This window comes from Campylobacter sp. 7477a (genome assembly GCF_014892335.1).
GTDB lineage: Bacteria > Campylobacterota > Campylobacteria > Campylobacterales > Campylobacteraceae > Campylobacter_A > Campylobacter_A californiensis.
Window position 1 is genome coordinate 1 of sequence record NZ_JADBJH010000016.1, and the last position, 26,304, is coordinate 26,304.

30 protein-coding genes, 1 other RNA gene and 1 pseudogene are annotated in these 26,304 nt (G+C 37.9%); 18 read left to right on the forward strand and 14 right to left on the reverse strand.

Going from position 1 to position 26,304, the window contains the following annotated elements; translation table 11 throughout:
- The first annotated feature begins 210 nt into the window (after positions 1 to 210).
- The 4 genes from rsmA to CCAL5182_RS08020 are packed head-to-tail and all read left to right on the forward strand — an operon-like array spanning position 211 to position 4,924.
- Positions 211 to 1,068, forward strand: coding sequence for a 16S rRNA (adenine(1518)-N(6)/adenine(1519)-N(6))-dimethyltransferase RsmA (rsmA, locus tag CCAL5182_RS08005; RefSeq protein ID WP_169972356.1), 858 nt, complete (start codon positions 211 to 213; stop codon positions 1,066 to 1,068).
- Entirely contained in the window at positions 1,037 to 3,181 is a 2,145-nt protein-coding gene (locus CCAL5182_RS08010; RefSeq protein WP_442862145.1) for a ribonuclease J, read from the forward strand. The genes rsmA and CCAL5182_RS08010 overlap by 32 nt, the downstream gene beginning before the upstream one ends.
- A gap of 10 nt (positions 3,182 to 3,191) precedes the next feature.
- Positions 3,192 to 4,151, forward strand: a complete 960-nt coding sequence (locus CCAL5182_RS08015) for a KpsF/GutQ family sugar-phosphate isomerase (protein ID WP_170000544.1) — start codon at positions 3,192 to 3,194, stop codon at positions 4,149 to 4,151.
- 8 nt (positions 4,152 to 4,159) lie between these two features.
- Entirely contained in the window at positions 4,160 to 4,924 is a 765-nt protein-coding gene (locus tag CCAL5182_RS08020) for a pseudouridine synthase (RefSeq protein ID WP_336610739.1), read from the forward strand.
- 36 nt (positions 4,925 to 4,960) lie between these two features.
- Here the strand turns inward: CCAL5182_RS08020 and CCAL5182_RS08025 are convergent, their stop codons facing one another.
- Complete coding sequence (locus CCAL5182_RS08025) at positions 4,961 to 6,244, reverse strand: YbaK/EbsC family protein (protein ID WP_336610713.1); 1,284 nt, start codon at positions 6,242 to 6,244, stop codon at positions 4,961 to 4,963.
- A gap of 55 nt (positions 6,245 to 6,299) precedes the next feature.
- Complete coding sequence (locus tag CCAL5182_RS08030) at positions 6,300 to 6,740, reverse strand: MarR family winged helix-turn-helix transcriptional regulator (RefSeq protein ID WP_336610714.1); 441 nt, start codon at positions 6,738 to 6,740, stop codon at positions 6,300 to 6,302.
- Between the two features lie 123 nt (positions 6,741 to 6,863).
- On the opposite strand from CCAL5182_RS08030, the gene CCAL5182_RS08035 reads away from it, so the two are divergent.
- The 5 genes from CCAL5182_RS08035 to rarD all read left to right on the forward strand — a co-directional run bounded on the left by CCAL5182_RS08035 (position 6,864) and on the right by rarD (position 9,370).
- Positions 6,864 to 7,283 (forward strand): biotin/lipoyl-binding protein, encoded by a 420-nt coding sequence (locus CCAL5182_RS08035; protein ID WP_169972352.1) that lies wholly within the window; start codon positions 6,864 to 6,866, stop codon positions 7,281 to 7,283.
- Between the two features lie 53 nt (positions 7,284 to 7,336).
- Positions 7,337 to 7,645, forward strand: a complete 309-nt coding sequence (locus tag CCAL5182_RS09090; protein ID WP_442862146.1) for an efflux RND transporter periplasmic adaptor subunit — start codon at positions 7,337 to 7,339, stop codon at positions 7,643 to 7,645.
- A 23-nt stretch (positions 7,646 to 7,668) separates the two neighbouring features.
- Positions 7,669 to 7,995 (forward strand): hypothetical protein, encoded by a 327-nt coding sequence (locus CCAL5182_RS08045; protein WP_336610716.1) that lies wholly within the window; start codon positions 7,669 to 7,671, stop codon positions 7,993 to 7,995.
- On the forward strand, positions 7,992 to 8,405 hold the full coding sequence (locus CCAL5182_RS08050) for an efflux RND transporter permease subunit (protein WP_336610717.1): 414 nt from the start codon (positions 7,992 to 7,994) through the stop codon (positions 8,403 to 8,405). The genes CCAL5182_RS08045 and CCAL5182_RS08050 overlap by 4 nt, the downstream gene beginning before the upstream one ends.
- A gap of 89 nt (positions 8,406 to 8,494) precedes the next feature.
- Entirely contained in the window at positions 8,495 to 9,370 is an 876-nt protein-coding gene (rarD, locus tag CCAL5182_RS08055; protein ID WP_336610718.1) for an EamA family transporter RarD, read from the forward strand.
- A gap of 275 nt (positions 9,371 to 9,645) precedes the next feature.
- Here rarD and CCAL5182_RS08060 read toward each other — a convergent pair whose 3' ends face one another.
- The 9 genes from CCAL5182_RS08060 to CCAL5182_RS08100 all read right to left on the reverse strand — a co-directional run bounded on the left by CCAL5182_RS08060 (position 9,646) and on the right by CCAL5182_RS08100 (position 15,488).
- On the reverse strand, positions 9,646 to 10,647 hold the full coding sequence (locus CCAL5182_RS08060) for an aldo/keto reductase (protein ID WP_336610719.1): 1,002 nt from the start codon (positions 10,645 to 10,647) through the stop codon (positions 9,646 to 9,648).
- 23 nt (positions 10,648 to 10,670) lie between these two features.
- Complete coding sequence (locus CCAL5182_RS08065; RefSeq protein ID WP_336610720.1) at positions 10,671 to 10,838, reverse strand: hypothetical protein; 168 nt, start codon at positions 10,836 to 10,838, stop codon at positions 10,671 to 10,673.
- On the reverse strand, positions 10,835 to 11,701 hold the full coding sequence (locus tag CCAL5182_RS08070; RefSeq protein WP_336610721.1) for an aldo/keto reductase: 867 nt from the start codon (positions 11,699 to 11,701) through the stop codon (positions 10,835 to 10,837). The genes CCAL5182_RS08065 and CCAL5182_RS08070 overlap by 4 nt, the downstream gene beginning before the upstream one ends.
- A gap of 11 nt (positions 11,702 to 11,712) precedes the next feature.
- Positions 11,713 to 12,549, reverse strand: a complete 837-nt coding sequence (locus CCAL5182_RS08075; RefSeq protein WP_336610722.1) for a DUF3737 family protein — start codon at positions 12,547 to 12,549, stop codon at positions 11,713 to 11,715.
- 77 nt (positions 12,550 to 12,626) lie between these two features.
- Positions 12,627 to 13,640 carry an MBL fold metallo-hydrolase gene (locus CCAL5182_RS08080; protein ID WP_336610723.1) on the reverse strand — a complete coding sequence of 338 codons (1,014 nt, stop codon included), beginning with the start codon at positions 13,638 to 13,640 and terminating at the stop codon, positions 12,627 to 12,629.
- Between the two features lie 239 nt (positions 13,641 to 13,879).
- Positions 13,880 to 14,161: a hypothetical protein gene (locus CCAL5182_RS08085; RefSeq protein ID WP_336610724.1), complete on the reverse strand. Its 282-nt coding sequence runs from the start codon at positions 14,159 to 14,161 to the stop codon at positions 13,880 to 13,882.
- 10 nt (positions 14,162 to 14,171) lie between these two features.
- Entirely contained in the window at positions 14,172 to 14,300 is a 129-nt protein-coding gene (locus tag CCAL5182_RS08090; RefSeq protein WP_336610725.1) for a hypothetical protein, read from the reverse strand.
- Between the two features lie 28 nt (positions 14,301 to 14,328).
- Entirely contained in the window at positions 14,329 to 14,568 is a 240-nt protein-coding gene (locus tag CCAL5182_RS08095; protein ID WP_169938094.1) for a DUF2798 domain-containing protein, read from the reverse strand.
- Between the two features lie 275 nt (positions 14,569 to 14,843).
- Complete coding sequence (locus CCAL5182_RS08100; protein WP_169938100.1) at positions 14,844 to 15,488, reverse strand: ferritin family protein; 645 nt, start codon at positions 15,486 to 15,488, stop codon at positions 14,844 to 14,846.
- Positions 15,489 to 15,926: 438 nt separating this feature from the next.
- Between CCAL5182_RS08100 and ung the strand changes: the two genes are divergently transcribed.
- The 8 genes from ung to CCAL5182_RS08140 all read left to right on the forward strand — a co-directional run bounded on the left by ung (position 15,927) and on the right by CCAL5182_RS08140 (position 22,512).
- The gene (gene ung, locus CCAL5182_RS08105; protein ID WP_169938102.1) at positions 15,927 to 16,616 is read left to right on the forward strand and encodes a uracil-DNA glycosylase; all 690 of its coding nucleotides are present in this window, start codon (positions 15,927 to 15,929) and stop codon (positions 16,614 to 16,616) included.
- An 8-nt stretch (positions 16,617 to 16,624) separates the two neighbouring features.
- Positions 16,625 to 16,957, forward strand: coding sequence for a YnfA family protein (locus CCAL5182_RS08110; protein WP_169938104.1), 333 nt, complete (start codon positions 16,625 to 16,627; stop codon positions 16,955 to 16,957).
- 7 nt (positions 16,958 to 16,964) lie between these two features.
- Positions 16,965 to 17,474: a pyridoxamine 5'-phosphate oxidase family protein gene (locus CCAL5182_RS08115; protein WP_336610726.1), complete on the forward strand. Its 510-nt coding sequence runs from the start codon at positions 16,965 to 16,967 to the stop codon at positions 17,472 to 17,474.
- Between the two features lie 2 nt (positions 17,475 to 17,476).
- On the forward strand, positions 17,477 to 17,950 hold the full coding sequence (locus tag CCAL5182_RS08120; protein ID WP_336610727.1) for a GNAT family N-acetyltransferase: 474 nt from the start codon (positions 17,477 to 17,479) through the stop codon (positions 17,948 to 17,950).
- Positions 17,951 to 18,273: 323 nt separating this feature from the next.
- The gene (locus CCAL5182_RS08125) at positions 18,274 to 20,370 is read left to right on the forward strand and encodes a ribonucleoside triphosphate reductase (RefSeq protein ID WP_336610728.1); all 2,097 of its coding nucleotides are present in this window, start codon (positions 18,274 to 18,276) and stop codon (positions 20,368 to 20,370) included.
- A 10-nt stretch (positions 20,371 to 20,380) separates the two neighbouring features.
- Positions 20,381 to 20,548: an anaerobic ribonucleoside-triphosphate reductase gene (gene nrdD, locus CCAL5182_RS08130; protein WP_169938112.1), complete on the forward strand. Its 168-nt coding sequence runs from the start codon at positions 20,381 to 20,383 to the stop codon at positions 20,546 to 20,548.
- Between the two features lie 5 nt (positions 20,549 to 20,553).
- Positions 20,554 to 21,243 (forward strand): anaerobic ribonucleoside-triphosphate reductase activating protein, encoded by a 690-nt coding sequence (locus CCAL5182_RS08135; protein WP_169938114.1) that lies wholly within the window; start codon positions 20,554 to 20,556, stop codon positions 21,241 to 21,243.
- A gap of 123 nt (positions 21,244 to 21,366) precedes the next feature.
- On the forward strand, positions 21,367 to 22,512 hold the full coding sequence (locus tag CCAL5182_RS08140) for an iron-containing alcohol dehydrogenase (RefSeq protein WP_336610729.1): 1,146 nt from the start codon (positions 21,367 to 21,369) through the stop codon (positions 22,510 to 22,512).
- 41 nt (positions 22,513 to 22,553) lie between these two features.
- Here CCAL5182_RS08140 and CCAL5182_RS08145 read toward each other — a convergent pair whose 3' ends face one another.
- Positions 22,554 to 24,068, reverse strand: coding sequence for a SulP family inorganic anion transporter (locus tag CCAL5182_RS08145; protein WP_336610730.1), 1,515 nt, complete (start codon positions 24,066 to 24,068; stop codon positions 22,554 to 22,556).
- Between the two features lie 189 nt (positions 24,069 to 24,257).
- On the opposite strand from CCAL5182_RS08145, the gene ffs reads away from it, so the two are divergent.
- Positions 24,258 to 24,355: signal recognition particle sRNA small type (ffs, locus tag CCAL5182_RS08150), an RNA gene on the forward strand.
- 3 nt (positions 24,356 to 24,358) lie between these two features.
- Here ffs and CCAL5182_RS08155 read toward each other — a convergent pair.
- Together CCAL5182_RS08155 and queF are read right to left on the reverse strand one after the other, a co-directional pair.
- Positions 24,359 to 25,576 (reverse strand): annotated as a pseudogene (locus CCAL5182_RS08155) (HD domain-containing protein); the annotation flags it as partial.
- On the reverse strand, positions 25,577 to 26,236 hold the full coding sequence (gene queF, locus CCAL5182_RS08160; protein WP_228026632.1) for a preQ(1) synthase: 660 nt from the start codon (positions 26,234 to 26,236) through the stop codon (positions 25,577 to 25,579).
- Positions 26,237 to 26,304 lie beyond the last annotated feature (68 nt).

The following is a 26,304-nucleotide window of genomic DNA, read 5'->3' on the forward strand; positions in this document are numbered from 1 at the left end:
ATATTACCTGTTTTTACGCTAAAATTTAAATTTTGATAGATTAATTTCTCGCCGTAAAAATGGGTTAAATTTTTAACTTCTATCGCATACATTTTGAAATCCTTTATTAAAATTATACTACCTAAATATTAAAACTAAGCCATTAAATACAACAAGTAATGTTGCTATAAGTATTTTTTGGTTATAATCGCCCGTTATTTAGGAAAAGTGATGATAAAAGCAAAAAAGAAATTTGGACAGAACTTTTTACAAGATCAAGGCGTTTTAAGCAAGATCATCAAAGCGATTCCCAACGAAACTACACCTAATTTTAATAAAAACGTAGTTGAGATTGGGCCTGGCTTGGGTGATTTGACCTTTTGGCTTTTAAATAGCGGCTTTTTGCTCACAAGCTATGAGATAGATGATGAGCTAGTGCCGATCTTGAATGAAAAATTTCAAAAAGAAGTCAAAGAGGGACGATTTAGACTGATAAACAAAGATGCGAATGAGGCGTGGCGAGAGCAACAAAGCCTAAGCGATAAACCATATATTTTAGTGGCAAATCTTCCATATTATGTTGCCACAAAGATGATATTGTCCGCCTTGCAAGACGAACTTTGCGTAGGCGTAATAGCCATGACACAAAAAGAAGTCGCACTTAAATTTGCCTGTAAGGGCGAAGATAGCGACTTTAGCGCTCTTGGAGTTTTAGCAAATTTAAACGGCTCTTGTGAGTTGTTGTTTGACGTAGCACCGGAGTGTTTTGAGCCAAAGCCAAAGGTTGTTTCATCAGTTTTGCAAATAACTAAAAGTCATGAACTTTTAGGAGAGTTTGGTTTATTTAAAAATTTAAGCGAGTATAAAAACTTTGGGGAATTTCTAAAGATTTGTTTTAGCGCCCCCAGAAAAACTCTACTTAAAAACCTAAGCTCAAGATTTGATAAAAATTTATTAAATCAACTCTTTTTAGAGATGAATTTAAATACAAATTTACGTCCTCACGAGTCAAATGTCGCCTTGTATTTAGAAATTTACAAACAAATAAAGGCAGATAATGAACGAAAACAACAACGAAGTAACGGGTAGCGGAAAAACAAATAAAAAACGACGCTTCCGTCCAAAAAACAAAAACAAACAAACTAACAGCGAAAGCACAGCATTAGTAGCTACTAACGGCTCACAAACTCAAAGCGTTATAGATAATTTCTTTGCAGCTCCGTTTGGTAACGAAGAGCAACATACCGAAAGTGCGCCATTGTCCAGTAAAAAACCACACAAACACACTAATAAAAAATCTCCAAAAGTTAGTAATGAAGCTAACAAAAATGTAAAAAAAGAGACTAACCAACCAGCCGCTAACACTAACAACGAGGTCGAAAAAACAGGTGAGAAAAAAGCTAGAAAGAAAAAGATCAAACGAAATTTACCTGCAAAACTAAGCGGTAACGAACCCTGGCAGCAAGACATAGCTTCTGCGATGCAAGCAAACGAAGCTGCACATGAATTAATACTTGAACCACTAAAATATCTAAACTCAAGCGACCACAAGATCCGCATAACCCCACTTGGCGGACTTGGCGAGATCGGCGGCAATATGACGATATTTGAAACCGAAACCTCGGCTATCATAGTAGATATCGGCATGAGTTTTCCAAATGAAGGTATGCACGGAGTTGATATCTTGATCCCGGACTTTGACTACGTAAGAAAGATAAAAGACAAGATCGCAGGCATTATCATCACTCACGCGCACGAAGATCATATCGGTGCTGTTCCTTATTTTTTTAAAGAGTTTAAATTTCCTATCTATGCCACTCCGCTTCCGCTTGGTATGATAAACAATAAATTTGAGGAACATGGTCTAAAAAGCGAACGCTCGCTATTTCGCTCTGTTGAAAAGCGAAAACCTTACATGATAGGTGAATTTGAGGTAGAATGGATACATATCACGCACTCTATCATTGACGCAAGCGCACTTGCCATAACAACAAAGGCAGGAACAATAATCCACACCGGCGACTTTAAGATAGATCACACTCCGATAGACGGCTATCCTAGCGACCTTGGACGCCTGGCTCACTACGGCGAAAGAGGTGTTTTATGTTTGATGAGCGACAGCACAAATAGCTATAGAGAAGGCTTTACAAAGAGCGAAAGCAGCGTCGGAAAGACATTTGACGCGATATTTGCCAAGTCAAAAGGACGTGTGATAATGAGCACATTTAGCTCTAACATCCACCGTGTTTATCAGGCTATAGAGTGGGGACTAAAATACAACCGTAAAGTTTGTGTCATCGGACGAAGCATGGAGCGAAATTTATTTACGGCGATGGAACTAGGTTATATCAAACTTGATCGCAAAATTTTTATCGACGCAAACGAAGTCGGTAAATATAAAGACGACGAGGTGCTTATCGTAACCACCGGAAGTCAAGGCGAAACTATGAGCGCACTTTACAGAATGGCAACCGACGAACACAAATACATAAAGATCAAACCGACAGATCAGATAATAATCAGCTCAAAGGCTATACCGGGCAATGAAGGTAGCGTATCGACAGTGCTAAATTTCTTAATCAAAAGCGGTGCAAAAGTTGCCTATCAAGACTTTAGTGAAATTCACGTCTCTGGACACGCCGCCCAAGAAGAGCAAAAGCTTATGGTTAGGCTAATAAAGCCTAAATTTTTCCTACCGGTACACGGCGAATACAACCACATAGCAAAGCACAAAGAGACTGCGATAAGCTGTGGGGTCGATGAGAAAAACATCTATCTAATGAGTGACGGCGATCAAATAGAAGTTTGTCAAAAATACATGAAACGTATCAAAACGGTAAAAATCGGCAAGGTATTTATAGACAATCAGATCAATAAACAAATCGCAGACGATGTTGTCATCGACAGACAAAACCTAGCAGAGTCGGGCGTAGTAATGATAATCGCACAAATTTCAAGCCATAACCAAAAGCTAATCGGCAAACCACGCGTTATTAGCTACGGACTTGTCGCAAACAAACAAGACGGAGAGTTTAGTCGCGAGATGCAAGAGGTTTTGGTGCAGTTTTTAACCAACGTAAAAGAAGAACTCTTAAAAGACAACAGAATGCTTGAAGGTCAAATTCGTCAAGTCTTAAGAAAGCACATCTTTAGAAAAGTTAAAAAATATCCAACAATCGTTCCGATAATTTATCTAATGTAAGGCATGAAATATGAACTTAATCGAAGTCGCAAAAGAAGTTTTACGAATAGAAGGCAATGAGCTTTTAAGACAGGCTGATAAGCTAGGTGCAGAGATAGAAAATGCCGTAAATTTGATCCATTCGATCAAGGGCAAGGTTATAATCACGGGTGTTGGCAAAAGCGGTCATATCGGCGCTAAGATCGCTGCGACCCTAGCAAGCACAGGCACGTCAAGCTTCTTTTTACATCCTACGGAGGCTATGCACGGCGATCTTGGCATGATAGGCAAGGATGATTTGGTTCTTGCGATTAGCTTTAGCGGAGAGAGTGACGAGCTAATTAAAATTTTACCCCATGTGAAAAGATTTGGCGTAAAGATCATAGGCATGACTAAAAATTTAGATAGTTCGCTTGGTAAATTTAGCGATGTTGTTTTAGCTCTTGATATCGTTAGCGAGGCATGTCCTTTAAATGCGGCTCCAACAACCTCAACGACGCTAACTCTGGCATTAGGAGACGCTTTAGCCGTTTGCTTAATGCAAAAAAGAAATTTTAAAGCAGAGGATTTTGCAAATTTCCACCCTGGTGGCTCTCTTGGCAAAAGACTTTTTGTTAAAGTTAAAGACGTCATGAAAACACAAAACCTACCTATCGTTAGCGAAGATGTTAGTATTAAAAACGCCATAGATACGATGACACACGGTAAGCTAGGCAACGTCTTGCTAACTAACAAAGACGGAGTGTTAGTTGCCATACTTAGTGATGGTGACCTTAGACGTGCGTTAATGGATGAAAATTTCAATATCAACGAACAAGCTATAAAATACGCCACTAAAAATCCAAAGGTGCTGGATAACGAAAATATCCTGGCTATCGATGCACTTAGCATCATCGAAGAGTATAAAATTCAACTTCTAGTCGTGTTAAACGGCGGCAAGATAGCCGGTGTTTTACATATACACGACCTAACCGGCTTAGGACTAAAATAATGGAAAAAATGCGTATAAACAAATTCATCTCACACAACACAAACTACTCTCGCCGTGAAGCCGATGAGCTTATCAAACAAGGCAAGGTAACGTTAAACAACCGCGTTGTTAGTGATATGAGTGTTAGCGTGGGCGAGGATGATAAGGTCAAAATAAACGGACGTTTTGTAAAACTCAAAAAAGACTTTACAATGATCGTTTACCACAAACAAAAAGGTGAGTTAGTAACTAAAAAAGACGACCGTGGACGAAAAACTATATATGATAATCTACCTCACGGGTTTTCAAAATTTGTTAGTATCGGACGCCTTGACTATGCTAGCGAGGGTTTGCTTTTACTAACAGACGCCCCGGCTATCGCAACTGCTTTGATGAATAGCGACATCGAGCGTGAATACTATCTAAAAGTAAAAGGCGAGATCACAGAAGAGGTTAAAACTGCGATGAGAGAGGGATTTTTCGCGGCTGACGCAAGCAAAGGAGCTCATACAAAAAGCAAGATAATCTCAATGCAATTTGCCCCATTTGTAGCCTTTGATATATTTGGAAGTAGTGGCGGATATACAAAGCTTCGCGTTATGATAAACGAGGGTAAAAACCGAGAGCTTCGACGTTTCTTTGGATATTTTGACCTTGAAGTTATGGACTTAAAACGCGTTAGTTTCGGACGTGTAGAGCTTGGAACTTTAAAAGAAGGTGAGTGGCGTTACTTTGCAAATAACGAATACGAAGACCTACGCGACTTCCTAAAGACAAACAAAATTTACTACTAACAAACGGCTAACATTAAAACCTTATTAGTTTTAATGTTAGCTTCTAAAAGCCTCGTTCAAAGATAAAATTTCATCAAATTTAAGCCCTATTTTAAGCGCATTAAAGCCGTCTTTTATAACATTTAAATCATTCAACATAGGCAAAGTATCAGTCGATCTGCTTGTTAGCCATGAGAGTATTATCATCTCTTTTGTTGTATCTTTTTGTGCGGCATAAAATTTGGCTAAATTTATAAATTTTAAATTCTGCGAGTTTATGAAATTTTGATCTATCTTACATAAAGACGATATCTTAAGCTCTTTAAGGGTATTTGGCTCAAGCAAAGCTTTTATCGCGCTAACCTGGGTTATCTCACAAACCTCTTTGAGCTTATCAAAACCAGTCTCATAAACTCCCCAGTTTGCCACCAAGCCATCTTTAACAAGCTCCTCCATAAGCGTCGCTTTCTCTATGGTATCGCTATTTATGTCTAAAAAGCAAAGCTTGACACAAGAAACTCCTAAGATGTCTAATACCTCTTTTATCTTAAATTTTATCTCGTTTGTATTTAAATTTATTGGCAAATTTAAAGCAAATTTTACACTTCCGTTACTATCTTCAAGCGCCTTTTTTGCAAGACTTTCACCTCCGCTTGGTATATCAAACAGGTCATACCCTGTCTCACAAGCTTTACATATAAAATTTATCGCCTCATTTTGATCCATTCTCAAAATTTGCGTACAATCAACCCCTATAGGCATCACGCTTAATTTACCTACGCGTCTTACGTTATCGGCAAATTTTATCACCCTAGGCTTGGCTATACGCTCGTAATCCTTAACATCAAGCACGATAGAGCGCTCAAGAAGCCCCGCGTTAAACGCTATCTCATCATATCTTTTAAATAAATTTTCATCAACCACAAGCATAAGTTGCTCATGAAAGCTAAAAGGAGGCACGGCACCAAAGACGCAGTCAGCCAAGATCTCAACCTCGGCCGGAGATGCAAGAGATGCCTTATTTGCGCCAAGTGCGTTTGCTAGCTTGCTTAAATTTGCGCTGTGATCTGCTGGAAATACGGCTAAAACGTGAAATCTACCGGATTTTACATTTAAATGTTTATCAAGCAAAAGAGAAGTCGGCATGTTGGAGCCGACAAATTCATCTAAATTTGACGTCTTTATCGTGCAAAGCAAGGCCTTTGCTCCTTGAGCTAAGGCACTTTTTCTGACATTTGCTACAAGCTCGCTCGTCCCTGCTTTTTCATGCTCTATCACACGAAATTTCGCACCGTTTGCGCTTAAAATTTCTCTTATATTATTAAAAATTCTCTCCGACATGACATGTTTTCCTTTGATATAAAGCATAATTTTAACAAAAAATTAAGTGTGAAAACTATTGAGGACTCATATTGTCAACTTGCTTTTTATATATATCACTAAATTCATCAAGTAAAGCAAATAGTCTAGCGCTCTTTTTTTCGCCAAATTTGCTAAATGCACTCTCATTTATTTTTATAAATTTAACCATCGCGGGCTCAACCTGCGTCTTGCCAAGCGACGTTAAGCACACTATCCGTTCCCTTTTATCCTTGCTACTTTGAGTTAGCTCTATCCATCCCTTTTCGCGGTACTCTTTGCAGATATTAAAAACCGTTTGCTTTGGCAAAAACCACTCATCGCTTACCTGTTTTTGCGTGCATTTGCCATCATCGCTAAAATATAAAGTATAAAAAAGCGCAAACTCGTTGTAACTAAAGCCTACGTTTTTTATACAAGTTTCGATTGAATCTTCTATTTGCGTATTATAATTACCTAAAATGTCGAATTTATTCATCTTTTAGCCCTATATTTTGCTTTACAAGAATTGTAGCAATTTATAAAACCAAATGCAAGAAATTGACAATAGTCTTAAATTTGACTATAATGAGCCCTATTTTAGTAAATTTTAGGACTATATATGAGAAATTCAATTATATTTCTGGCTATCTTTTTAACTCTATTTTTCGCCGGTTGTTCTAGCGATGAGGCAAAAAATATGGATCAACCGCTTGCTAAAATAAACGTAGTGAAAGCAAAAAGCGTGGAATTTACCAAAAGCTTGCGACTTTACGGCACGTTTAAAGCGCGTGATGATGTGGCGGTGGCAAGCTCCTTGCAAGGTATGCAAATTTTATCGGTTGAAGTAGAAGCTGGCGAAAATGTCAAATCGGGGCAAATTTTAACCTATTTAGAAAATGTGGGCGCAAGGTCCGAGCTAGAACAAAACAAGGCAAATTTAAAGCGCCTGGAAGCGGAACTAACGGCACAAGAAGCTACTTTAAAAGAAGCACTTTCGACATTTGAGAGATATAAAATCTTGCAAAAAATAGCGCCCTAAGCAAGCAAGACTACGAAGCGCAAGAGGCAAAAGTAGCCACCACAAGGGCAAACATAAAGTCCGCAAAGGCGCAAATAGATCAAACAAAAGCGGCGATAGAAAACAGCGCTCACCAGCTAAACAAAACCGAGCTAAAAGCACCCGTTAGCGGGCTAATCACCAAAAAATCAGCCGTTGCCGGAGCGCTTGTAAATTCAGACGCACTCTTTAACATCGCAAAAGATAGCATTTTAGAGCTTGAAGTAGAAGCAGACACAAACGAAATAACGCTTCTAAAACCAAACCAAAAAGCGCTAATAAACCTTACAAACTCGCAGCTAACGTTTGATGGCGAAATTCGCCTCATCTATCTCCAGAGCTAGACCCAGCCACGAGGCTTGGAAAGGTGCATGTAAAACTCACAAGCGAGCAAAACGCAACTCTTGGCTCTTATGCAAGTGCGGTTATAGATTTGCCAGCACAAGCCATAAATTTCGCACTTCCACTATCGGCTGTCTCGTTTGAAGCAAACGGCACAAAAAGCGTAAACGCCCTAGATAAAAACAACAAAATCTACAAAAAAGAGGCAAAAACAGTCGAGGAGCAGCGAGGTCTAGTCGAGATAACAAATGGCATAAACGCGGACGACGTCGTAGTCTTTCGCGCCTCTGCTTTTATCGACGAGGGCGACACCGTGGAGCCAAATTTTATAGAGTTTAAAGAGACAAAATGAATATCTCAGCCCTAGCTATCCGCCGCCCTATCCCTGTTATCGTGCTATTTTTCGTGCTTACCGTGCTTGGAATTCTTTCATTTAACCGCCTACCGATAAACGCCGATCCAAACGTAAATTTCCCCATAGTAACCGTAACCGTCACGCAGTCTGGCGCATCGCCTGACGAGTTAGAAAACGGCGTAACACGCCGCATAGAGGACGCTGTCGCAGGCATAGCAAGCGTAAGACACATCACCTCGACTATCAGCGAGGGACAGTCGGTTACATCGGTAGAATTTGCCCTAGAAACGGACAGCGACAGAGCCGTAAATGACGTGCGTAATGCCGTTTCGCACACGTTTGCCATCGCCATAACTCCTAACGCTGAAATTTTCATAAATTCACGTCTTTGCATGCCCTACTCCTAATTTTACTTGTAATTTATTTTACAAAAAACGCCTTATCAAAAATTGAATAAATTCTGCTAAAATTTATAAAAACAGTAAAAAGGTAAAATATGAACGAAAGCGAACAGAAAAAAGGTCTAGCTTTTGGGCTTTTGGCATTTTTTCTATGGGGCTGTTTTCCGTTATTTTTTAGGCTTTATAGCCCGAAAATCCCGGCTCTTGAGATACTTATACATCGTATAATTTGGTCTATTGCGGTTTTGGCACTTGTGCTTTTATTAACTCGTAAATTTCATCAGGTGATGCAGCTTTTAAAAGACAAAAGGACTAGAAATGCCCTACTTTTGAGCGGAACCTTGATAGGACTAAATTGGTGGGCGTTTGTTTTTGCCGTAAGTAGCGGGCAAATTTTAGAAGCGGGTCTTGGTCAGTTTATCACACCCCTTGTAAGCATAATGCTTGGTGCGGTCTTACTTAAAGAGCGTATTAGTATCATGGCAAAAGTTGCCATTTTTATGGTGTTTGCGGCGGTTGTTTTGCAAGTTTATCTCATAGGTCATCTACCTATAGTTTCGATTGTACTTGGCGTCTCTTTTGCATTTTACGGAGTTGTGAGAAAAGGGCTTAAAGTGCCTAGTTTTGCCGCACTTTTTGTTGAGACATTTTTACTAGCTCCGTTTTGTTTAGCATACTTTTTCTACCTTGAGATGACTGGCATCAGCCACTTTGGAGTGAAATTTGACGGCTTTTTGATGATAATGTCAGGTTTGGTTACGATAGTGCCACTTATGATATACGGTCTTGCCACAACTAGGGTTAATCTTAACGTCCTAGGCTTTATGCAATACCTCATACCTACGATGTCGGTCGGACTTGGCATATACTTTGGCGAAGAGCTATCAAGTGGCAAGCTAGCCTCATTTGTTCTGATCTGGATAGCGTTAGCGCTTGTTAGTGTAGACGGAGTGAAGCGAAAGAAGGGGTAAATTTCACCCCTTCATGACCAGCATTTCATCTAGTGGCACACGTGAAGTGCGGAATTTATTGATCTGTCATCGCTTGCATAACCAAGCGCCACACCCATAGCCACCGCCTAATCTTCACCTATACCAAACTCCTCTCTAATGAAATATGGTTATTACTAATTAAAAAACACATAATAACAAATCAAACACTTTTGCATTAGCAAGAATCTCTATAAATTTAAGACTTCACAGCCATCTTAGTAACATATAGACGGATAGTCCACCTAAATCCGACCTTATCTACCCGGCTTTTTCATCGCTTCGTTTGCCATTACGCCCACTATGCTGTGTGGTACGTAAGGCTCTTCTAAATACGCTATCTCCTCCGTCGTTAGTGTCAAATTTACGGCATTTACAGCGCCATCAGCGTTGCTTGGCTTTGTCATACCGATGATAGGCGAAGTGGTCTTTGAGATGAGCCAAGATATTGAAATTTCACTCATGCTAACGCCTCGTTTTTTGGCTAGTTCGGCGACACGAGCGATGATTAGAGCGTCTTGTGCGGCGGTTGCGTCATATTTGCTGTTAGCGACCTTATCGCTTTCTAAGCGCAAAGTTTTTTCATCACCCAGCCTAGCCAAACGTCCCGCGGCAAGCGCACTATACGGTGTCAGAGCGATATTGTCCTCACGGCAAAGCGGCACCATCTCACGCTCCTCTTCTCTAAATATCAAGTTATAATGCCCCTGAACGCTTGCAAATTTCGTTAGATTGTTCGCCTCTGCGTATGCATTTGCCTTGGCTAGTTGCCATGCATAGCAGTTTGAGATGCCGATAGCTCGCACCTTGCCGGCTTTTACCACCTCATGTAAGCCTTGCATAATATCCTCCATAGGCGTATGATAATCCCACCAATGATAAACATAAAGATCAATATAGTCCATACCCATGCGTTTTAGGCTGTCATCTACGCATTTAGTGATAAATTTTTGCCCTGATACGCCTTGGTCGATCGCGGCTTGGGTGCGTGGTGTAAATTTAGTCGCTACTACTACCTCATCGCGCTTGGCGTATTCGTTTAGTGCTCTTCCGACATACTCTTCGCTCGTGCCGGCACTATAAACCATCGCTGTATCAAAGAAATTTATACCCTTTTCTAGGGTGTATTTGATGATCTTTGCACTCTCATTATAAGGCAAGCTCCACGCCATACCCTTATCCTTATCGCCAAATCCCATACAGCCCACGCATACACGTGAGACGCTAATGTCTGTGTTACCTAGTTTTGTGTATTTCATTGTTTTTCCTTTTTATTAAATTTTTACTTCACTAATTCTATTGTTACTTCGCCGTCTATTGCTACTTTATCTATGTCACCCAAAACCGCTCTAAATTCTCCGTTTTTGTTTTTTAGTATGATTTGCATTTGCTCTCCCGCCACTAAATTGAACGCCATAAAAAGCGTTAAAAAGACTAAAATTTTTCTCATTTAAATTTATCTTTCCAAACGTTGATTATCCACTTTGCTCTTTCGCTGTCAGTGTGGTCAAAAAATAGCGTTTTACCCGTATCAAGCGTAGAGATAAGCTTCATATCATCATCGCTTAAAGTAAAGTCAAATACGTCAAAATTCTCCCTCATACGCTCAACATTCACGCTCTTTGGTATGACTAAGATATCACGCTGGATAAGCCATCTAAGCACCACTTGCGCCACGCTTTTGCCGTATTTGTCACCTATGCTTTGTAAAATTTGGTTTTTAAAGATATCATTTTTACCCTCGGCAAAGCTCGCCCAAGACCAAAACGCCACGCCGTAGCTATCAAGCACCTTTTTTAGCGCTTCTCGTTGATAAAACGGATGGCATTCTAGCTGATTGATAGCTGGCACCACGCCCGTATTTTCGCACAAGTCAGCCACTCTGTCGGCGTAAAAGTTACTAACGCCGATCGATTTTAACACGCCCTCATCTTTTAGTCGCTTCATCACACGCCAAGTGCCGTAGATGTCGTTATATGGCTGATGTATGAGAAGCATATCAAGATAGTCAAGTCCTAGCTTTTTAAGCGAAGTTTCTATACTTTTTAGCGCCTTTGTCTCGCTATCCATGTTATTTATCCAAATTTTTGTCGTAACAAATAGCTCCTCACGCTTCACGCCGCCCTCTATCGCCGTTCTTAGCGCCGCGCCCGTTTGCTCCTCGTTAAAATACGCCTGAGCCGTGTCGATACTACGATACCCTACTGATATAGCGTCCTCAACGCACTTTTGTGTCAAATTTGGCTCTATTTGAAACACGCCAAAGCCAAGCATCGGCATCTTGTTGCCGTCATTTAAAATTTTATACTGCATAGTATCTCCTTTTAGTTGGTAATTATCTCTATTTTACTAGGATCTACGAGATCTTCATCCATTATCACTTCTGTGATCTCTTTTGCTTTTATGCGTCCACATAGTGGATTTTTCACGCTATGAATTTTGCCTAAAATTTCCACGTCAACAGTAGAATACTCAAACGCCAAAGTCGTATCCGCGCACATACACTCACGCATAACTAAATTTTGGATATAGCACATACCTTGCAAGCTCTCAACCGTGCAATTAATCAGCGTGATATTTTTGGAATTCCAACCTAAATACTCGCCAATTATCACGCAGTTTTCGACCACAACGTTTTCGCAGTTCCAAAAGGCATCTTTTGAGAGCAATTTCGAGTCTTTGACATGCACATTTTTACATCCGTCAAAGCTGTAATTACCCACCAAATTTAGCCCAATAAACTCCACGTTTTCACAGTTCATGGCAAAATAATCACCCTTTGCCGATATGTTTTTAGCTCTTATATCCGTGCAATTCCAAAGCGTCTCGGCAGCATCTGTAAAGGTGATATTTTCAAGTGAAATTTGAGATGATTTACGAAATGCCTTAGGAGCCTCAAAGAGCACGTCGGTAAAACGCAAATTAGTACTATACCATATGCTCGCCCTTGCCATTTGACTAAATGCACACTCTTTGACATCTATGTTTTTACTATACCAAAATGGGTATTTGTAAGCAAAGTGCGAATTTGTCACGCGTATCTGCTCACTATGTTTTAGCGGCGACTCGCCGTCTTTAAAAATACAGTTTTGTAAAATCAAACTTTGCGCACTAAACAGTGCTCGCTCGCCTGTGAATTTTTGCTCTTTTATCTCTTTCACTTTCTTCTCGCTTTATTGATTTTGCACTTGAAATTTGGTCCTTTAAGAAGAGAAGTTTCAAGTGTAATTTTATAAATTTACTCTTCCCACCACACTTGCGTTTGATAGTTTAGATCGTATCTCTCGCCCTGCTTTGGCACATCAAGTCTAACACCAAGTTGCTTCGCCTCATTTGCGGCTTTTATGATGTTTTCGTTCCAAGCATTTGCACCTAGGTTAAAAACACCCCAATGTATCGGCACTATACGCTTGGCTTTTAGATCCATGCTAGCTCTAACCGCTTCGTTGCCAAACATATGCGTATTTGGCCAACCTGGATTTGACGCATCAAGCTCTAAAAATGCTACGTCAAACTCGCCAAATTCATCTCCTATACGCCCAAAATGCTTACCGTATCCGCTATCTCCGCTCCAAAATAGCCTTAGTCCGGCACCCTCTATCACATATGAAACCCACAGTGTCTTATCCCTATCGTTTGTCCATCTCATGCTATAATGCACAGCCTCGCGTGCTTTAAATTTCACTCCAAAAAGTTCAGCGTCTTCACCCCAGCCAAGCGCCGTTATCTTATCCTTTGGCACACCCCATGAGATGATACGACTATCCACACCAAGAGGAACGATAAAATGCCTTGCTTTATCCGCCAAATATCGTATCGTGTCAGCCTCCAAATGATCATAATGATCATGCGTGATAAGCACTATATCAATATCCGGAAGCTCTTTTTTACTGATAACGGATGGCTCAAACCTGGGTACTAAAAAGAGAGGTCCACCGTTTTTTAAAACAGGGTCGATCAGTATCCTAGCACCATTAAGCTCCAAAATCCCGCTAGAATGTCCCAGCCAGTAGTAAGCGAAATTTTCAGGCTCGCCAAAACTATTTTTGCCAAGCTCTACCCTTGGCATAGGTGACCTTGGTCCGTTAATAGATGGTCCAAAATGACCAAAATACCCCACCTTGCCCGTGCAACGCTCCGGATAGTAAAGTATAGGTTCGGGCGAGATAAACTGCCCATCCTTATAATAACGCAAATTTGCAAATCTACTAGGCTCAGGTAAAGCACCAATATCTCTATAAACGTAAGCCACAAGTACTCCGAACAAAACAGCGACAATAACCGCAAAATAGGTTATAAATTTTAAAATTTTCTTTATCGTAGTCTCCTTGTAAATTTATTAAATATTGTAAGCTAGATAGTGTGATATTTAATAAATCTAATTTAAGAGATTATAACAATTTAAGAGGTTAAAGCGTTAGTAAGATTCTCCATTTTTCTTGCCTAATTCTACAAATTTTATAAAAAGGTGAAAAGTAAAGCGAGGCGAGGCTATAAAATTTGATCTATCAATCTCTCTCCACGCTCAAAATACCACTGCATTTTTGAAATTTCAAACTCACTAACATTGAAGATGAAATTTGCGCTATTTTCAAAAATTTCTTCAAGCAAGATCACCATCTTATCGGCACTCATGTTACCCATGGCATACCTTTGTATCACATGCAAGAGCTCCTCTTTAGCTCGTCCATGCTTGCTCTCATCGATAAAGATCCTTGCTTTAAGGGCTACTATCTGGTCTTTTAGCTCATCTAGTCGCTGTTTGCTTAACACGATCTCGTCATTAAGCTCTGGTGCGCTTCTTTGCTCCTCGATACGGCGTATTTGACGATCTTATAAAGAGCGTGCTGTAAAGAAGCAGCCAAAACTCGCCTTTGTTTAGACTAAAAATTTTATAGATATATTTTTGCATATTACTTCATTTTGCTAGTTGATTATCCCTACTTAACCTTGCTTTTATCTATGCAGATCATCTTAGCTAGCTTTGTAACAAAAGGCGTTAATACAAGTAGAGTCGGATAAGCTATCACAAATGCTTTAGCATAGCCTTTTAGCCAAATTTTTACAAAACCATCTACAAGCCCAAGGTTGATATATGTAAGCACACCAGAGATCACAAATGACATACAAAGAGCCATAATAAACGAAAAAATAAACCTAAAATACCTTATATCTATCAAAATTTATCCTTTTATTACGCGTTATTCACCTAAATTTCATATAAAAGATAAGTGCCATATAATATAAATTACTTAATAAAATCTATGGGTATTGTAGCTGAAATTTAATGCCGACCGTTAGAATGATCCTCTAAATTCTTTGCCTAATCCTACAAAACAATTAAATACAGTTTGATATCACTAAAAATTTATACGGCTTGTGGCAAAGTTTGGGTCGAAATTTATGTAGCTATACTTAAGAAGAGTTTGGCTCAAAACGAGCCAAACTCTAGCTTTTAGCCTAGGAATTCGCGTTTAAAATACTCTTTTGAAGCTTTGCATAAAGGACAGGCTCCAGGGGCTTTTTTGCCGCGGTGAACGTGTCCGCACACTTCGCAAACCCAGATATCCTCATCCTCGCTCTCGAAAAAGCCCTCTTTTTCAAGCATATCTTTAAGAGCCAAATACTCTCTTTCATGCTCTACTTCAACCTTGCCGATAGCTCTAAAAAGTCTTGCGATATCGTTAAATTTCTCCTCTTTAGCAATACTTTCAAAGTCAGGATACATGGTTGTGTGTTCGTAGTTTTCGCCTGCTGCAGCATCTAGTAGGTTTTTATCCATCTTATCGATCGGATCGTTCATAAGCTCGTGATATGCTTTAAATTCTGCTCTTGCATGCCACTTTTCATTCTCGGCTGCCTCGTAAAAATGTCTTGCGATAGCGTGATAACCGGCTTCACGAGCAAGATCGCCGTAAAGTTCGTATTTGTTTCTTGCTTGTGATTCGCCTGCAAAGGCTTTCATTAAATTTATCGCGGTTAAATTTTCGGTTATACACTTCATTTCTTCGCCACAACAGCTTAGTTTTCCACCACCGACTTGTTGAACCTCAACTTCGTTACCACATTTTTCACATTTATATGTTTCGTATTGTCTCATCTTATCTCCTTAAAAAATATTTTTAATTGTATCTAAATAATTAAATTAAGTAAATAATAAAATTTATTGATAATGTTTATTGTTATTTTATTTTAATAATCAAAAATAGCCCAAATTTGATAAAACACCGACTATTTTTATCATAAATTTCAAAAATAATAAACTATATCAGCGATAAATTTTACTAAAACGACATTCGAAATTTTAAAAACTTAGTATCTTATCGCACTCCATAACCAATTCGAAAGTATGTCCATACTGCCCTTTACATCGGCGCCGTTATAAGACTGAATGTTTAGTATAAAAAGATACTTCATTTTAGCTATTTTGGTTTAAATTTTATAAATTCTGCCACTGTCAAATAAATGGATTTATTTTTAAAAATGGGTAATTTTAGACGATTTTGGGTATGATTGAGAGGTAAATTTTGGAGGAAATATGCAAATTGATATAAATAAAGTACAGATCGAGCAAAGCTGGAAAGAGGCTTTAAAGGATGAGTTTTTGGCACCTTATTTTGGTGAGATAAAGGCAAATTTACTAAAAGCAAAAGCTAGTTTTACTGTTTATCCACCTTCAAATTTGATATTTAACGCATTTAATCTAACGCCGTTTAATGATGTCAAAGTCGTGATATTAGGACAAGACCCTTATCATGGAGCAGGGCAGGCAATGGGCTTAAGTTTTAGCGTGCCAGATGGCATCCGCGTGCCTCCTAGTCTTGCTAACATTTATAAAGAAATTTATGATGACCTTGGTATCCGACAGCCAAATTCAGGCGACTTAACTTACTGGGCAAAACAGGGTGTTTTACTGCTAAACACTAGCCTAAGTGTCAATGCAGGACAGGCAAATTCCCACTCAAATTTTGGCTGGCAGATATTTACAGACGCAGTTATAAAAACACTCAGTAAAGAGAGAGAAAATATAGTCTTTCTACTCTGGGGTAATCCCGCAAAAGCTAAAATTCCACTCATTAATACTAACAAACACTTAGTACTAACAGCAGCTCATCCAAGCCCGTTAGCGCGTGGAGCGTTTTTTGGATGCAAACACTTTTCTCAAACTAACAAATACCTGTTAGCTAACTCGTTAGCTCCAATAGACTGGGATTTAAATAACGGATAAGGCATATGATGGCTATTTTAACGGAAATTCTCATATACATCATAGCGGCATTTTTTGAAATTTTAGGCTGCTTTGCGTTTTGGCAGTTTTTTAAAAATTCTAAAAATTTCATTTGGCTTGGAGTGGGAGTTGTAGCACTCATTATCTTTGCATATACACTAACAAAAGTTCAAAGCGAATTTGCAGGACGCGCTTATGCAGCTTACGGCGGCATCTATATCATCTGCTCACTTTTATGGTTAAATTTTATAGAAAAACAAAATTTCAGTAAATTCGACCTCATAGGTGCACTAATAGCACTGATCGGGGCTTGCGTTATAATCTACCCAAATTTAAGATAGGATAAAAATGAGAAGAAAAGATAGAGAGCTAAGCCAAAACGAGGCTTACGATATAATTGATAATTGTCAGTATGGTATCATCTCGTGTATAAATGATGATGAAATTTTTTCCGTGCCCATATCTATCGTAAGAAAAGAGGATAAAATTTACATTCACGGGGCAAAAGGCGGAAACAAAGCTAAACTATTTAAAGACGGCAAGGATGTAGAGTTAGTTTGTGTAATTGATGTAAAAGTGCCGGAATTTAGCAATGAGTGCGTGAAACAAATGATACAAAATAATAAGGCTGCAAATGTATTTACAACACAATACAAAAGCGCTATCGCAAAAACTAAAGCCTATCTTATAAATGATGATGAAACAAAGATAAAAGCATTAAGACTACTTAGTGAAAAATACACTCCAAAATACATGGACGCATTTGACGCAGCTATAACACAATCTCTAAAAATAACTAACGTATATGAGTTAAAGATTATTAGCGTTAGCGCAAAAGCTAAAATTTTAAAAGGATAAAAATGATCGTAAGAAAAGCTAAAAAAGAAGATGCAAACGCGATAATATCGCTTATAAATGAGCTTGCCAAGTATGAAAATATGTCAGATCAAGTAGACATAGACGAGGCTGTTTTTACTTCACATTTGTTTGAAAAACAGTTAGCTAACGCGTTAGTAACAGTTAGTGACGACGATAAAATAGTAGGCTACGCGATATACTTTTACTCATTTTCCACATTTTTAGGACGAGCCGGGATATATTTGGAAGATTTATATATAAAACCTGAATTTAGAGGCAAAAAAGCAGGGCTAGCGATAATAAAAGAGCTTGCAGAAATTTGCGAACAAGAGGGTTACGGGCGTCTTGAGTGGGAGTGCTTGGATTGGAATGAACCAAGCATTAAATTTTATGAAAATTTAGGTGCTAAAAAGCAAAGCGGCTGGATAAAATTTAGAATGACAAAAGAAGATATGATAAAATTAACTGTTAAATAACTCTAAAGGCTATATCTATGATATTTATAAAGCTTAGAAATTGAGAACAGAGGATTTTGCTTAAATTTTTGTAATTAATATAACAAATATTAAGGTTATAACTTTAAGAAATAATATTAAATTTATAGCTTAAAATATAAACTTGTATTTGTTATTAAAAGTGTGATTTTAACGATAATATATAAATTTATAAACTTATATTTAAAATGAAATTTTTTTGTCTTTTATGATAAAAAATATCAAATAAGAGCAATTATCTCAATTTGATTTTAAGCTATCTTCGCCTATACTTCGAGTATCAAATTCCCCCATTCAGGTCAGCTATGAAAGAAATTTTAAAACGAGACGGAACTAGACAAGAGTTTGTTGCATATAAGATTGTCGATGCGATAAAAAAGGCTTTTAAGAGCGAAAACAGAGAGTATGACGAAAAAATTTTTACAAGCGTAGTTCAAGATATCTTTCAAAAATCAGAAGTGATAACAGTTGAAGATGTCCAAGATGCGATAGAAAAAGAGCTTTTTGAAGCCGGATACTTTGATGTGCTTAAAAGCTTTATGCTCTATCGTCACACACATAAACTCCAACGCGAACAAATCTTAGGACTAAATGAAGATACAACATACATAAACTCTACCCAGACCATAAATGAGTATATAAACGGTACCGACTGGAGAATTTCTGCAAATTCAAACACTAGTTACTCTAACGCAGGTCTTATCAATAACACCGCCGGTAAAGTCATCGCAAACTACTGGCTTGATGCTGTTTATAGCAAAGAAGAGGGCATAGCCCATAGAAACGGTGACTATCATATCCACGATCTTGATTGTCTTACCGGATATTGCGCCGGTTGGTCGCTTAGAGCCTTGTTAAACGAAGGCTTTAATGGAGTTAGAGGACGCGTAGAAAGTAGAGCGCCAAAACACTTCCGCGAAGCTCTAAGTCAAATGGCTAATTTTCTAGGCATACTTCAAAGCGAATGGGCAGGAGCGCAGGCATTTTCTAGCTTTGACACCTACCTTGCTCCTTATGTATTTAAAGATAACTTAAGTGACACAGAGATAAAAAAAGCAATTACCAGCTTTATATTTAACCTAAACGTTCCGGCACGCTGGGGTCAAAGTCCATTTACAAACGTTACCATAGATATCACATGTCCTGAGGATCTAAGAGCTCAAATTCCTACCGCAAACGATGAGCATTTGTTTAAAAATTTCAATGACGAAGATGCGTTAAGACGTGCAAAAGAACGTGGTAGAAACACGCTTGTAGATATGACATACGGCGACTTTATGCCTGAAATGGCACGTATAGATAAGGCATTTTATGAAGTCTTAACCGAGGGTGATAAAAACTCACAACCATTCACATTTCCGATACCTACCGTAAACATAACGGAAGAATTTGACTGGGATAGCGAAGTAGCACAAATACTTTTTGAAAATACTGCCAAAATGGGCTCAAGCTACTTTCAAAATTTTGTCGGCTCTCAATACACTACCGATGAAAACGGCAACCGCGTGCCAAACGACGCCGCTTATAAACCGGGACACGTTCGCTCAATGTGCTGTCGTCTACAACTTGACCTACGTGAACTCTTAAAACGTGGCGGAGGATTGTTTGGAAGTGCCGAGATGACAGGAAGTATCGGCGTAGTTACGATAAATTTGGCACGCTTAGGATATAATCATAAAGGTAATAAAGAAGCTTTATATAAAAGACTTGAATATCTTTTAAACCTTGCTAAATCAACACTAGAGAAAAAGCGTAAATTTATCCAAGAGATGTATGATCGCGGGCTTTATCCATATACAGCTCGTTATCTAATCCATTTTAACAACCACTTTAGCACCATAGGTATAAACGGTATGAACGAACTACTAAGAAATTTCACAAACGATAGCGAAAATATAGCCACCTCATACGGTCGTGAGTTTTCACTTGAGATGATAAATTATCTAAGAGACAAAATTCGCTCATTCCAAGAGGAAACAGGCAACCTTTACAATCTCGAAGCCACACCTGCAGAGGGAACGACTTATAGATTTGCAAAAGAGGATAAAAAGCGCTATCCTGATATAATCCAAGCCGGAATGGACGAAAATATCTACTATACAAACTCGACTCAACTTCCTGCAAATTTTACCGATGATGCATTTGAAGCGCTTGACTTACAAGACGAGTTACAAAGTGCATATACCGGCGGAACAGTCTTTCACTTATATATGAAAGAGCGCATTAGCTCGGCTACAGCTTGTAAAAATTTAGTAAAAAATATCGTGACAAACTACAAACTTCCTTATATCACTATAACGCCTGTATTTAGCGTGTGTGATAAACACGGATATATAGCCGGCGAACATGAGTTCTGCCCGATATGCGACGCAGAGATAATTAAAAAAGAAAAATCAAAATAAAGGATATAAAATGAATAACGCTGAAATTTTAGCAAAAAATGAAGATAAAAGAACAAGATGTGTGGTATATACGCGAGTAATGGGCTATCATCGCCCTGTAGAAAGCTTTAACCTTGGTAAAAAGGGTGAGCATAAAGAGAGAGTTAAATTTCTTGAAAGACTAAGTCGCTGCAAATAAATTTAATGATATCATCGTCTAACCCGGCACTCTTTGGCATCACACCGTTTACAACACTTGACTACCCCGACAAAATCGCTGCTATCGCGTGGTTTGCCGGGTGTAACCTACGTTGCGCTTACTGCTACAACGCACCCATTGTATTAGACAAAGGCAAGATAGATGAAGAAGAATTTTGCGCTTTTTTAGATAAACGCATCAATAAACTTGACGGCATAGTCTTTAGTGGTGGAGAGTGCACTATAAGTCGTTCGTTTTTAAATTTAGCACGCGAAGTTAAAAAACGCGGCTTTAGTCTAAAGGTAGATACAAACGGCACGAATTTAGGAATTTTAAATACTGCTATAGATGAAAATTTAATCGACTACATCGCACTTGATTTTAAAGCTCACGCACAAAAATATCGTAAAGTTACAGGTTCAAATTTATATTTTGAGTTTACTAGAACGCTTGAATACCTAATTAGTATAAATTTTAATTTTGAAGTTAGAACAACGGTTCATTCTGATTTGTTAAACGAAGATGATATCTCAAACATGGCTGAAATTTTATATGAAAAAGGCTATAGAGGGGATTATTTCTTGCAAAATTTTTTAAATACCGGTGATAATTTAGGAAATTTAAAAGAGCCAAAAAATAACTTTGATATCTCAAAAGTAACTTCTAAACTTAACATAAAACTACGAAATTTTTAAAAATTTATATAAATCCTTTTACCTTGTAAATTTTGGAGAATTAGGCAAGGAATTTGGAGGATCATGCTAACACTTATTTTTACTAAAACGCTATAATGACTTAAAATTATTAAAGGAGAAAATATGCAAAATTTTAGTTTTCACAACCCAGTCAAAATAGAATTCGGTAAAGATAAAGAGCAAAATATCGGCGAATACATGGCTGACTTCGGTGCTAAAAAGGCACTTATATTATACGGTTCAGAACGTGTTAAAAACAACGGTCTTTATGATGTAGTTATAAAAAGTTTAAGCCAAAAGGGTATTGAATTTACGGCTGTAGGCGGTATTAAGTCAAATCCTGTTTTAAGTAAAGTAAACGAAGCTATCAAAGTGGCAAAAGAATTTGGCGCAGACAGCGTACTAGCAGTCGGCGGCGGCTCTGTGTTAGATAGTGCTAAAGCAGTTGCTGCAGGTGCCTGTTATGACGGCGATGTTTGGGATTTTTTCACTGGTAAACAACCCACAAAAGCACTTAAAATCTTTGATATCATAACACTCGCCGCAACTGGCAGTGAGATGAACAAAGGCGGTGTCGTAACAAACGAAAACACTAAACAAAAATACGCGATAGATGCGCCTTGTCTATATCCTAAGGTATCTATCATCAACCCTAAGCTTCAAGCTACTGTTACACCAGAATACCTAGTTTATAGCGCTTCAGATGTTATAGCACACTCTATTGAAGCTTATTTTACCGCAACTTCTCATTGTGATCTTGTTAAAATGCAAGTTGAGGCAAATATCAAATCAATCATAAAAACGACTGAAATTTTACTTGCTAATCCAAATGATTATGATGCGCGTGCGGAGTTTGCCTGGGCTGCTACAATGGCACTAAATGGACTAACACACGTTGGAGTAGGTGGTTTTAATTTTCCAAATCACATGATAGAACACGCAATGAGTGCTGTTGTAGACTGTGCTCACGGTGCCGGACTTAGTGTTTTAATGCCTGCATGGATGAAGTGGTATAAGAATAGAAATTTAGAGCAATTTGAGCGCTTTGCACGTGAAATTTTCGGTCTAAAAACAGCTGATGAAGGCATAGAAGCACTTAAGGCTTGGTTTGAAAAGATAAATACTCCTACAAATTTAAAGCAAGTTAATATAGAAGGTGAAGTTTTAGAAGAGACTATTAAAGTTGCAGTTCAAAATGCTAAAGATTGGGGCATGAGCGAACTTTATACAAAAGAAGCTATCACAGAAATATTTAATCTAGCAAAATAATCAAAAAATGTGTTTGTCGTAAAGGCAAACACATTTAAATTTTACTCATCGTCGTTTTCGGCAAAAGTTGGATTGATGTTATCTCTTAATATATATTTTAATTCATTTAGCGATCTACCTGAAAATGACCTCTCATCGATAATAATACTTACCTTTGTGGCATTTTCATCAACGCTATCTATAAAATCCTCAAGTGCATAAACTGAGGAAATATCCATAAAAGTAACTTTCCTACAGTCGATCTTAATGTGTTTTGTATTTAAATTTCTATTTAAATTTCTCATTATTTTAGAGCTTGTACCAAAATACATCGGACCTGTTATCTTAACGCTTTTAAATTCCTCTTCTTCACAAACTGTGATATTAAATTTTTTATTGCGTTTAGGGATGTTTGTAGAGTAAAACAACCAGGCTAAAACTACGCCGATAACAACCGCAAATATCAAATCCACAAAAACAGTGAGTAAAAATACGATAGCCATAGTAGTAGCGTCTTTACGCGGTATAAATGCTATACGTTTTAACAAACGATAATCAAGTATATCAATACCTACTTTTATCAAAATTCCCGCTAAAACACAAAGCGGAACATAAGCTACAACAGGAGCAAAAACCAAAGCTACAAATAGTAAAAACAGAGCATGAACAACGCCTGAAATTCTACCCTCGCCACCGGCTTTTATATTTGCAACCGTTCTCATCGTAGCTCCGGCACCCGGAATTCCTCCTACAAATCCTACAAAAGCATTGCCTATACCTTGACCGATAAGCTCTTTATTTGGACTATGCTTGCTCTTTGTTATAGAGTCTGCTACAAGAGATGTTAAAAGCGAATCAATAGATCCAAGAACAGCAAGCATAAGGGCATAAAGTAAGATAGAGCTCATAAGAGCCATATCTGCGTTAGGAACGATAAATTTAGGCAGTCCTAGCGGTATCTTGCCGATAGTTGCTACATCGGCTTTAAGTATCATACAAAGCGGTGTAAGTACGATGATAGCTAAAAGCGGAGTAGGGAGTATACGCGAAATTTTCTTAGGTGTCAGATATAGTATCAAAAGTGTAGCTACGGCGAAATAAAATGCTGTAAAATTTATATCCGCGATCGCTTGCGGAATAGACTCTATCGCACTTAGTGTATTACCGACACTACTTGAACCTAACATCGGATTTATCTGAAGTAAAATGATGATAAAACCAACACCACTCATAAATCCCGAAATAACAGAATATGGTATGTATTTAACAAATTTACCAAGCTTTAAAACACCAAAAATTATCTGAAAAATACCCGTTAAAACAAAGACAGCCATGACAGAACCCATGTCGCCTTTAAAGTTAAAAACTATCGCAGCTGCGACAACAGACATAGGACCTGTAGGACCTGAAATTTGCATCTTTGTTCCACCAAAAATAGCCGCGAAAAATCCAAGTACCAATGCACCCCAAAGACCTGCACTAGCCCCAAGACCGCTTGCTATACCAAAAGCAAGAGCCAGAGGGAGCGCAATAATGCCAGCAGTCAAACCACCGGTTACGTCACCTTTTATATTCAAAATTTACCTCCGGAAAATAAAGCGTATATTATACATCTTATTCAAATTAAAGTCGTTAAAATTTACTAAATGGACTATAAAACAAATTTTACTAAAACTAAGAGTAACAAATTTAAGCTTATTGGAAGTATTTAATAAAATTTATTTTACTAGAATTTAAGTATTTTTTAGTATAATGTGAGCCGCTCCTTCTTAGACCTGTGCAATGCTATTTTCAAGCACCGCTTCAGGGTGGGAACACAGCAGAGCACTTGGCTTTAGTGTGTGCCGCAGTTATCTGAGAGGGGGTTTAGATCAAAATATCCGTTAAAATCCACACAAATTTTTAGAAAATCAACTCCGTCTATCCTAGGTCTTTCACTAAAATTATTATACATTTTTCTAAAACCATCTATTAGTTCTTTTGATTTTACTCCATAACTTATAGACATACCAGCTTCTATATAAGCTGCTAATTTATCGCAGTATTTTAAAGCTTTACCATCTATGGCATTAAATTTATCTTCATTTACATTTTCCATAGTGCCTTCATGCGGTATGATCTTGTTCTCAAATGTGCGATTTTCAAACTCATCTTTAATAAATTTACCATTTTCTTCACGTATGCCAACTATATAACTAAATTCGTCTTTAAAATTATCCGGTATAAAAGGTAAAATTTGTTCATCTATAAGTCTTATTTCGTATTCGCTAATTATCTCATTTAAGCCTTTTACGCCGTATTTTACGGGACTTATTATATCTCTAGTAAGACTTTCTGGTAGATCGTGAAAAAGTGCACAAAAGAAGTTATTTTCAAGTCTTTTTTTACAAGCTCCGACTTTTAACGAGTAAAAATAACTCAAAATCGCAACTACAAGCATATGCCCTAAAACCGCGGTTTCTGGTATGCGAGGAGTTTGTGCCCAGCGCTTTTGAAAACGAAGTCTACCACTAAGATCTACTATACGCGCTAGTTTTTGGTTCATTGCGATCTTACGAACTCCTATAAGCTCGTAATAATCCTCCATCTCCTCTTCAACCTTGCGTTTTAACTCATCTATATCACTTAAAAACTGACTTGTCTGATAAACGATACTAAATTCCCATCTTGTAGCGAGATAACTGGCTGCTTTTAGGATAAGTCGCTCTTTTTCATGCCCATTATCTTCGCCATTTAGAAAATTTCTAAGCCTTGTTAGAAATTCTCCACCTTCGATATCATTTACTAATTTTTCAAGATTACTCAAAACCCAAGCGTTTACCTGCTCTTTTTTAGTTCGTTGTATGTGATGAAACACATCCGGACGGATATCCGTCACTACAACACGAGATAAAAATTCAAATATCCCGGCTTCGATTAGGTAGTTCATATCTACATCTTTTTCAAGTTTCGCGATGAAATAAGCGATGATAAATTTATGTGCTTGTTTATCAAGCTCAACTAAATTCGTCATCTTCGGATAGTCATTCCACCGGGATATTGAGGCTGACTTAAAGATATGTTCTATGAGTTTTGAACTTATCACTTACTTGTCCTTTTTAACAATCCTAGGCTTTTTATCACCCTCAAAGCTTATCTTTCTAAAGCCGTCTTTTGGAGCACGTTTTGGTTTATCGTCACTTTTAAAACCTCTTGATGGTCTATCAGAAGAAAAGCTTCTTGAATTACCCCTTTTATCATCTCTTGATCTATCTCTTTCGCGCTCGCTTATACGTCTAGCACCGGCTCTTTTGTTATCACCTCTATCTTTAAATTCATAAGCTTGCTCCTCTTTACGAGGTTTTTCGACTGACTTTAAAAAGCTTTGTGAACTTACTTCGATAACAGTATGAACATTACCGCGAGGGTTAAAGTCCCCTGTTATTTTCATGTATTTTGGTTCTAATTTCTTCTCTAAAACAGTATAAATTTCGTTTATACTATCTTCATGGCTGATATTTCTATTCATAAAGCTATTTATGTATAATTTTATAGCTTTTAGCTCGACGACTAATTTATTTGGTATGTATTCTAAATAAATCGTCGCAAAATCAGGATATCCAGAACGCGGACAAAGACAGCAAAACTCCGGTAATATTATCTTTATCATATATTCTCGTTCTTGTTTATTTTCCCATACTTCAAGATCGCGCTCTACATCAAATTCCTTTAAAATTTGCTCGCCGTATCTCATCTCTTCACTCATTTTTTCCCTTTTTAGAAAATTTTATATCTTTAAAATCTCAAGCTTAAAATCGGTAAAATTTATTAAAT